Below are 8,458 nucleotides of genomic sequence, written 5' to 3'. Positions count from 1 at the left end.
CGCAGCCCGATCGACGGCGGCCGGACGGCGGCCACGCGGGCGGCGCAGCCCCGACTGTTTCTAACTGGCCGCTGAACTGCACCGAAACCCGAAACTTACCGGGTGCGAGGCGAAACTCCCCGGCACAGGTCAGCGGGGGTGGCGAAACTCCCCGGTGCAGGTCACAGCGGTGAGGCCGGGTGCAACGCGGGTGCGGGGTGCAACACGTCTGCCCATGGGCCCGGATCAGCGGGTGTTTTCGCAGGTGAGGGCTGCAACGCGGTGGCCGGGCGGCCCGGCGCGTTGCAGTCGTGTTGCACCCCGCGTCGCAGTGCCGGCCGAACCGGCAGGGTCAGGAGCGGCGCCACCAGGAGCCGGTGTTCTTCGCCCTGGCGGCCGCGAGGGCGAGCAGGGCGGTGACGGTGCGCCACCGGCGTGAAGTGATCATGCGTCACAGGTACCGGCGCGGGCCGCCGGTATACCGCACCGGCGTTCGTTCGTGGGCGTGCCGCCGGGGTGTTGACGCTTCGGGCGCAGCCTGCGTCATCCGAGCGGGAGGGAAGCGGATACCGACGCGGGCTGATACCGACCATGTGGTCCCACGTGCGGGTGCATGGTGTGTGAACCAGGCGGTGTTGCTGCCGGACACATCTGGCCTGTCGGCGGCTGGCTGGTGCGCTCCCTCGCCGATAGCGGCATCAGCGGGAGGTGAGCAGGGCCCGCTGGGCGTTTGTGATCTGGCGGATCACCTGGAGCACGAGGATGGCCGCGACGGTGTCGGGGAGAGCGAGCCAGGGGATGGCGGAGCCGCGGTAGTCGGCGAGGGCACAGACGAGCAAGAGGACTGGGAAGCCCAGGAGGTGGGTGAGCCAGGCGGTCCACCAGGCGTTGATCAGGCGGATGTTGACGCCGCCGCTTGCGCGGGCAAGGTCCAGGGTGGCCCGGCGCGGCTGCCACAGGCAAGCCACCGGGATGAACCAGACCGCGACAGCCATGCCCGGGGTGAACGCCAGCCGGTCCGGGGCGAAGGCGTGGGCGTTGGCCTGGCAGTATCGGAACCAGAGCAGGAAGGTGACGCCGGCCACGAACAGGGCGGGCATCTGCAGTCGGGCGAGCGGGAAGAGCAGCGGACCGCCGGTCTGCGTGGTGACGGCGTAGGCGAGGTTGAGGGTGGCCTCGAGCGCGATCAGGATCTGGCTGGCCACGGCGAGGTTCTGCGGGTCGGTCAGCTGTCCCCGGTGGTGGGCTAGGCGCAGACGCTGTTGCAGGACGGTGTCCATCGGTGGTGCTCCCCCTTGGTCGAACGGGTGATCGCGGCCAGGCTACTGGGTGGTGTCGCCCAGCCCGCCCGGCGAGTGAGGGGCGGCCCCGCTGGCGGCGTGAAAGCCGGCCCGTCGGGGCAGCCGCCGGGGACGGCGTCGGCCCGGTCCCCGCTGCACCGCCCAGGTGCGCGGGCACATCGGGACCATCGACGAAGGCCCTCCGGTCGGGGCCGTTCAGCGCTGGGGGGAAGGCGAAGCGGGCTGGGTGCCGGGTGGGATGGGAGTGCCGGGGCGGGCGCGGTCGGCGGTGTTCGGCGTTCTGCGGCAGGGGTGCCAGGGCCTGGTCGGGCGGGGCAAGGAGGCGGGTTCCGACGATGGTGGGGGTTCGGGTAGTGGGCGGCGGCGCCCAACAAGAGGCGGTCCCGGTAACGGAGTTCGTAGGTGGCGCGGGGGGAGAGTGAGGATGGCGCAGGTGGGGTGGGTAGGGTGGTGGCCGGCCGGGGGGCGGTCGCGAGGTGATGGAGGGACACGCCGGCGACGAAGACGGCGAAGAGCGCTGACGGCAAGTCAGGTGTTAACGTCTGCACCGCCGCCCTGGTCGGACCGGAGGCGACCGCCCGGCGACCTGGACGGAACCGGCTCCGGCGACGGGGGCGCACCCGATCGATTCCCCTACGAAAGGGCCAGCGGACTCCGTTGATACCCCGACCCCGGCATTCCCGCCGTACAGCACACGGCCTGCCGCGCCTCACCACCGCTGTCGCCGCCTGCACGACCGGTCTGGCCCTGGTCACCGGCATGACCGTCGGCGCCGTCCCGGCATTCGCGGCGGCTGCGGCCGCCCCGGCCCAGGATACGCTGCAGCGCCAGTTCAGCTCCGCGGCCGCCGAGTTCCACGTGCCGGCCAGCGTGCTGCTGGCCGTCTCCTACCAGCAGACCCGCTGGGACTCCCACCAGGGCACGCCCAGCACCACTGGCAACTACAACGTGATGGGCCTGACCCAGGTCGACGCGGCCGCCGTCACCGCCGCCCTCGCCAAGGGCCCGGGGCCCGAGACCGACGGACGCGGCGACAGCGCCGCTGCGAAGCCGGCCAAGAAAGCGCCGGCAGGACCCGTGGTGCAGGACGGCCCCGCGCTGCACACCCTGGACGAGGCCGCCAGGCTGATCCACCGTCCGGCCGACGACCTCAAGCGGGATACGGCCCAGAGCGTGCGCGGTGGCGCGGCGCTGCTGGCGAAGTACCAGAAGGAGACGGGGAAGGCCGCCTCCGCCGACCCCGGCTCCTGGTACCAGGCGGTGGCCAGGTTCAGCCAGGCCGGCGACCCGGCCGGTGCCGGCACCTTCGCCGACCGCGTCTTCGCCACGATCCGCACGGGTGCGTCCCGGCACACCGCCGACGGCCAGTCGGTCGTCCTCACCGCGACCCCCGGCGTCAAGGCGGACCGCCCGGCCGCACCGGTGCACGCCGCAGCACGCGCCGCCGCGGCCCCGGCGGCGGACGACACCACTCCCGAATGCCCCGTCGAGCTGGACTGCGACTTCCAGCCCGCCGCCTATGCGCTGACCGATCCCAACGACCTCACCTCGTTCGGCAACTACAGCAAGGCCAACCGCCCGGACGACGGTGACAAGATCCAGTACATCGTCATCCACGACACCGAGGGCGGCTTCGACGCCTCCATCGGCCTCTTCCAGAACCCGGCCAACCAGGACAGCTCGCACTACATCGTGCGCTCCTCGGACGGCCACGTCACCCAGCTGGTGCACACCAAGGACATCGCCTGGCACGCCGGGAACAAGTCCCTCAACATGCACGGCATCGGAATCGAGCACGAAGGCTACGCCCTCCCCACCGACCGCCCGACCTGGTACTCGGAGCAGCTGTACCAGTCTTCGGCCGACCTGGTGCGCTACCTGGCCGCCCGCTACGACATCCCGCTGGACCGCCAGCACATCATCGGCCACGACGACGTGCCCGGCCCGATCCAGTCGTACGTCGCGGGCATGCACTGGGATCCCGGCACCTTCTGGGACTGGTCGCACTACATGGACCTGCTGGGCGCCCCCGTCTGCGCGAACCTCGGCGGCCCGCTCGTGGTCGGCGGCGTGGTCACCGTCTCGCCGGCCTTCGACGCCACCAACCAGCCCCCGGTTACCGGGACGGCCGACCGGCCGGAGAACTTCGTCTACCTGCGCACCCAGCCGGACCCGAACGCCCCGCTGATCAACAGCGGTACCACCCAGGCCTCCGACTGGCACGACAAGGCCGTGTACGGGACCAGCTACGTCGTCGCGGACCTGCATGGCGACTGGACCGCCATCTGGTACGACGGCCAGAAGGCCTGGTTCTACAATCCGTCAGGTCAAACCGGTGGTGCCGACAACCGGCCCGGCCGGACGGTGCTCACCCCCAAGCCGGGCGTGGCCTCCATCCCGGTGTACGGCCGCAACTACCCCGAGGCCGCCGCGTACACCTCGTACCCGGGGATCGCCCCGCAGCCCGTGGTACCACTGACCGCCACCATCCCGGCGGGCCAATCCTACGTCTCCGGCAGCGACGCCCCGGTGCCATCGGACTTCTTCTACTCGCACACCATCGACGACAGCGCACCCAACGACTGGACCCTGGTGGTCGGTGCCGACACCTACTACCCGATCCGCTACAACCACCGGCTCGCCTATCTGAAGGCTTCCGACGTCCAGGTCGGCACGGCCGCCACGCCCGTCGACAACCCGATGCACAGCAGCGCCAACTCCTGACGCCACGTCAGAAGAGGGGCCGGTTGCCGCGGCAGCGCTGCCGCGGGAACCGGGCCGCTCGGTGTCACACGAACCGGCACCCACTCCAGCGTGCAGTTGTCCCGCCCAGCTGTCGCACCCCGGTCAGGCAAGGGGGCAAGCGCCCCCTCGGTCAGGGCGCCGGAAGTAGGGCCGGCTCGGCCCTCAGACACCTGCTGCCACCGCGGCGCCCAACCCCAGCAGGACGACGGCGGTGGTCACACTGAGTCCCCGCAGGACGGCCGGCCGCGACACCAGAACGCGCCCTCGGCCGACGGCCCAGGTGAGCAGCGTGTACCAGGAGGCGCTGACGAGCGCCCGCAGGGCTCCCAGGTGCGATGGTCGACAGGAACACCGGGCCGTTGGCCGTCACGAACTGGGGCAGGACCGAGACGGCGAACACGCCGGCCTTGGGGTTGCCGAGGTTGGTGCTCAGGCCGGTGAGGTAGCCGCCCGCGAAGCCGGTGCGGCGCCCGCCCTCGGAGTGCGCAGGGGTGGAGACGGTGGACAGCGCGGTTCGCAGCGTCTTCGCCCCGAGGAACATCAGCACGATGCCGCCCGCGATCCGGAGCGCCGCGTACGCGGTGGGGCTGGCCAGCAGGACGGCGGACAGCCCGGCCGCGGCGGCCGTGGACCACAGCAGGAAGCCGGAGGCGTTGCCCGCGAGCGTCCCTCGGACGGTGCGTTGGCCGCCTTCCAGAACCTAAAGTGGCAGGGCTGCCTGCGAGATGGGCAGGGACGGACCGGCTCCGAGGAGGCGAGCCGGGCAGCCTCGGCGAGACGCAGGCTCAGCGAGGGCCGAAAGGCCGAGAGAATGCGGATGGGCCAAGTAACCGCTGCGGCACGAGAAAGCCGGTCCTCGGCGGACAGCCTTGGCCGGTCGGCCGCACACTCACCAGTAACCGCCCGGGCCGGCCGCGATGCAACCGGGGGCGGCCTATCGCCGACCTCTCCGTGCACTGTCGAAGGGGCACCCGGCGGCACAGCAGGGTATCGCCGACTGCGCGCCGCCGGCCTCGGCGAAGACGGCGACGACTTCCAGGATGCCGTCGGTCGCGAACTCCAGGAACTGACCGCCCGGGCCCACCCGATCCCGGCCCCAGGCCGCATCACCGAGGATGAGGTCGTCGCGGCCATCCTCGCCGACCCGGCCATCGCTGCCGCCGCCGCGGCGGCCGTCGACCAGGTCGCCAGCACCGAAAGCAACTGACCCGCCTTCAGCTTTACCCGGTCGGCCGCTCGGCTCGAAGAACCAACGGCCCGCCGAACGCCACGAGGTGGACAGAGTGCCCGCCATCGGCGAGGCCTACGCCCGGCCCGCCCATCACCACAAGGGCACCAAGCCACGGCGAACAGTATGACCGGCCGGGTCTCGTGTCGGAACCGCTCCATATGCTGCCGCCCATGAGCATGAACGGCGAGTACCTGCGCGTCACACTCGGAGAGCTGACCCAAGCCCTGAAGGATCCCGAGTGGGCCCTGGACCTCGCCGACGGCATCCAGGATTCCCAGGAAGACGGGACGGCACCATCCGAAGCGCGGCACTTCACCACCCACCAGACCTGGAACCTGCTGGACTTCCTGCTGAAGCGTTCGGCGTTCCCGGTCGACATCGTGTACGGCGAGGAGCCCTTCGCCGAAGCCGATGACTGGGGCTACGGACCGCCGCGATACCTGAGTGCCCGGGTGCGGCTGGCCACCGCCAGGCTGAACCTGATGACCTACGACGAGCTGATTCACGGCGTCGATCACACCGAACTCGTTGCAGCCGGCATCTATCCCCAGATCTGCGAGGCCGCGGTGGGCGGCGTCGGTGGTCTGTCGGGCCTGGTGGGCGGCGCGGGTTTTCTCGGCCGGCGGAGATCGGTGACGTCGATATGGACGCCGGAACCGTCGTGCTCTTGCAGGAGCTGATTGGCAGGCCGGCCCGCTCGCGCTGACTGCAGGGCCCGCAGTTGATGCGCAATTTCAACGCCCGGTGCGCAAAATCGGCGATCAGGGCGCAATGACGGCGGACCGCAACGGTCGCACCACCTACCAGCAGCTTCAGGGCACGATCCAATCGAACGTGACTGTCACACAGTCAAGTTGAAAGGTCCATTGCTCAGCCGGTCTGGCCAGCCGCCCGCAACGGGCATCCGGTGCCGACGCGCGCGTCGAGGTCCGCCCGTAGGGCGGCAAGCTCGGCCATGCGCGCGTCGATGACTCGGATCTTCTCCTCGAACAGCGCAGACAGTGCCTCGGCGGCATCCGGCGCGTCGCTCAGTTCCTCGCCGTTCCGCGCGATCTCAGCCAGCGAGAAGCCGAGCGACTGTGCGGTTCGGACATAACGCAGCCACTCCACCGTCTCCGGCGCGAAGTCGCGATAGCCGTTGGCCAGCCGTTGACCCGTGACGAGGCCGATCTTCTCGTAGAACCGAATCGTGTCCTTGGTGATACCCGTTTTCGCGGCCAGCTCTCCGATACGCATGACCCTCCGCCCGGCTGTGAACCTTGACCCTGGAGAGTACTCCACGGTTTACCGTGAGGCGTCGCTGCCGTGAGACCAGCAGGAGCCTCGTCGTGATCCGTCTTTCCGTCCCTTCCCGCTACACCTACCTCCGCGTCGTACGCGCGAGTGCCTGGTACGACCTCGTCGTCACAGCGCCATTCGCGACACCGTGGACGTACGCGCTGCTGCACGACGCGCTGTCGTCGCTGGGTCACACGTTCGGGCTGGGCGTCCTGCCCGAACTCGACCCGATACAGACCCTGTACGCGAATCTGATGGGTTCGGTCGTGGTCGTCTGGGCACTCCTGCGGATCGCCAAGCCGCTGCCGTCGCACGGACTGCTCGACGGCATCGCGCGCACGCTGTTCGCCGCGTGGCAGGCGTACGCGCTGGCCCACGGTGCCACACGACTGCTGTGGCTCTTCTTCGTTGTGGAGGTCGCATTCGGTGTCGTTCAGTTCCTGCCGTGGTGGCGGGCTCGCACCAACACCACCGTCCACTCCGCCGGCCGAGCCAGCGAAGACCCGCTCAGCACTGGCACCGCCGCTTCATAGAGCCCGTCGCCCACGCTACGCACTGAAGCCGCCCTGACGCGAAACTGCCCTGATCGCCCGCCCGGCGCCGACACAATGAGTGTGCATCAGGCTCGGATTCACCAATCCCCCAGCGTCGTCCGTGTAGGCGTTGAGTGTGTAGGAGTCATCCATGGTGTGCGGTGTTCGGGCTCTCGGCGCGGGCAGCACCACTCCGGTGTCCAGGTTCACCAGGGCGATGTTGCCCCTGCGGGCAATCTCAGCTCCTCACCACGTGGTGCTGTCCGACAACCGGTTCACCGACACTGCGCGCACCACCGGCGGGCGTCTGGCCTCCGAAGCCACCAACAACTGCTCTCAATGGCCACCTGCTCAGTCGGCTCACTGCCACTGCTGCTTCGACCAGTCACCCCGAGAGCGATAAGCACGGCCGTCACCGATCTGCTTCATCCCGCCGGGAAGCACGTCCCCGTGGCACGGATACTGCCCCGTCACCGCCGCCAGCAGGAACTCCAGGAAGCCGCCCTCGAACAGATCCCACTCCCGCAACGAGTCGAACTTGGCAGCGACCGGCCATCGGTCCGGGTCCCAGCCCCGCATCAGCCAGAAGAACTGGTCGGAGTTCCAGTTGTTGCCCCACTTCAACAGCGGATACGGGCACTCGTCGTAGTCCCCCTCCAGGTAGGCCTGGGCCAGCATGGCGCAGTATCCGTAGGGGTCCGTGGTGTGGTGCAGGAATTCCTCGAAACCGATCGGCTGCCCGGGATTGGGGCTGGGCGCTGCCGACGGTGTGTAGATGTGGAGCTCGTCGCTGATGCTGACCATCCCGTACCAGTCGGCGAACGCCAGGTAGTCCGCGGACAGCTGGAAACCGAGCTCCTCGGGCCCAAGTCCCCACGGGACCGGGACCACCCCTTCCAGGGGCGGCGGCCCGATCACCTCGGCAAGCCGGTCCAGCAACCTCTCAGCGTTCATGTCGACTCCATTCCTCAGGAAGCGGTGGGCCGTTCCGGCCGAGTTGTCCGGGACAGCGGGGATCGGTACGGGGCAGGTCAGCCGGTGACCGTCTCAGCGCGCGAGTGGAGTGCGTCCAGCAGCGCGGCCTGCTGGGCGGTCAGCTTCCCGTCGGTGCGGGCCTTGTCCTGCTTGCGCAGCCAGGTGCCGGGGCGGAACGTCGGGTCGTCGCCGAGGCCGGTGAGGCTGACCGGTCCGGTGAGGGTTCCGCCGGCGGCGAGGTGCCGGTTCTTCCGCTGCTGGCGCGACAACGTCCTGATCAAGGAGCTCTACGGTCGGCTGCGCGCCCGCCTGCGCGAGCTGGCCGGAAAGAAGGAAGAGCCCACCGCCGCGATCATCGACTCCCAGGCGGTGAAGGGCGACGCCACCGTGCCCGCCGCCTCGCGCGGCTACGACGC

Annotated in this window: 8 protein-coding genes and 1 pseudogene; 4 read left to right on the top strand and 5 right to left on the bottom strand. The window is 69.9% G+C overall.

Annotated features, from left to right (window positions below; translation table 11 throughout):
- Positions 1–677 precede the first annotated feature (677 nt).
- Positions 678–1,259: a DUF4328 domain-containing protein gene (locus LN042_RS36225; protein WP_230055721.1), complete on the bottom strand. Its 582-nt coding sequence runs from the start codon at positions 1,257–1,259 to the stop codon at positions 678–680.
- 780 nt (positions 1,260–2,039) lie between these two features.
- Here LN042_RS36225 and LN042_RS36220 point away from each other — a divergent pair.
- The gene (locus tag LN042_RS36220; RefSeq protein ID WP_230055720.1) at positions 2,040–4,004 is read left to right on the top strand and encodes an N-acetylmuramoyl-L-alanine amidase; all 1,965 of its coding nucleotides are present in this window, start codon (positions 2,040–2,042) and stop codon (positions 4,002–4,004) included.
- Between the two features lie 151 nt (positions 4,005–4,155).
- On the opposite strand, the gene LN042_RS38205 is transcribed toward LN042_RS36220, so the two are convergent.
- Both LN042_RS38205 and LN042_RS36215 read right to left on the bottom strand, forming a co-directional pair.
- Positions 4,156–4,722, bottom strand: coding sequence for a LysE family translocator (locus tag LN042_RS38205; protein ID WP_372495886.1), 567 nt, complete (start codon positions 4,720–4,722; stop codon positions 4,156–4,158).
- A 237-nt stretch (positions 4,723–4,959) separates the two neighbouring features.
- Entirely contained in the window at positions 4,960–5,319 is a 360-nt protein-coding gene (locus LN042_RS36215) for a hypothetical protein (RefSeq protein ID WP_230055719.1), read from the bottom strand.
- A gap of 107 nt (positions 5,320–5,426) precedes the next feature.
- Here LN042_RS36215 and LN042_RS36210 point away from each other — a divergent pair, with 107 nt between their 5' ends.
- On the top strand, positions 5,427–5,936 hold the full coding sequence (locus LN042_RS36210) for a DUF1877 family protein (RefSeq protein ID WP_230055718.1): 510 nt from the start codon (positions 5,427–5,429) through the stop codon (positions 5,934–5,936).
- A gap of 190 nt (positions 5,937–6,126) precedes the next feature.
- Here the strand turns inward: LN042_RS36210 and LN042_RS36205 are convergent, their stop codons facing one another.
- The gene (locus tag LN042_RS36205) at positions 6,127–6,492 is read right to left on the bottom strand and encodes a MerR family transcriptional regulator (protein ID WP_230055717.1); all 366 of its coding nucleotides are present in this window, start codon (positions 6,490–6,492) and stop codon (positions 6,127–6,129) included.
- Positions 6,493–6,584: 92 nt separating this feature from the next.
- On the opposite strand from LN042_RS36205, the gene LN042_RS36200 reads away from it, so the two are divergent.
- Positions 6,585–7,067: a hypothetical protein gene (locus tag LN042_RS36200; RefSeq protein ID WP_230055716.1), complete on the top strand. Its 483-nt coding sequence runs from the start codon at positions 6,585–6,587 to the stop codon at positions 7,065–7,067.
- Between the two features lie 360 nt (positions 7,068–7,427).
- Here LN042_RS36200 and LN042_RS36195 read toward each other — a convergent pair whose 3' ends face one another.
- Positions 7,428–8,021 carry a hypothetical protein gene (locus LN042_RS36195; RefSeq protein WP_230055715.1) on the bottom strand — a complete coding sequence of 198 codons (594 nt, stop codon included), beginning with the start codon at positions 8,019–8,021 and terminating at the stop codon, positions 7,428–7,430.
- Positions 8,022–8,258: 237 nt separating this feature from the next.
- Here LN042_RS36195 and LN042_RS38200 point away from each other — a divergent pair.
- Positions 8,259–8,458, top strand: a pseudogene (locus LN042_RS38200) (IS5/IS1182 family transposase); the annotation flags it as partial.

The sequence above is a fragment of the Kitasatospora humi genome, assembly GCF_020907985.1.
Taxonomy (GTDB): domain Bacteria; phylum Actinomycetota; class Actinomycetes; order Streptomycetales; family Streptomycetaceae; genus Kitasatospora; species Kitasatospora humi.
This window is presented reverse-complemented; position numbering and strand designations above follow the sequence as displayed.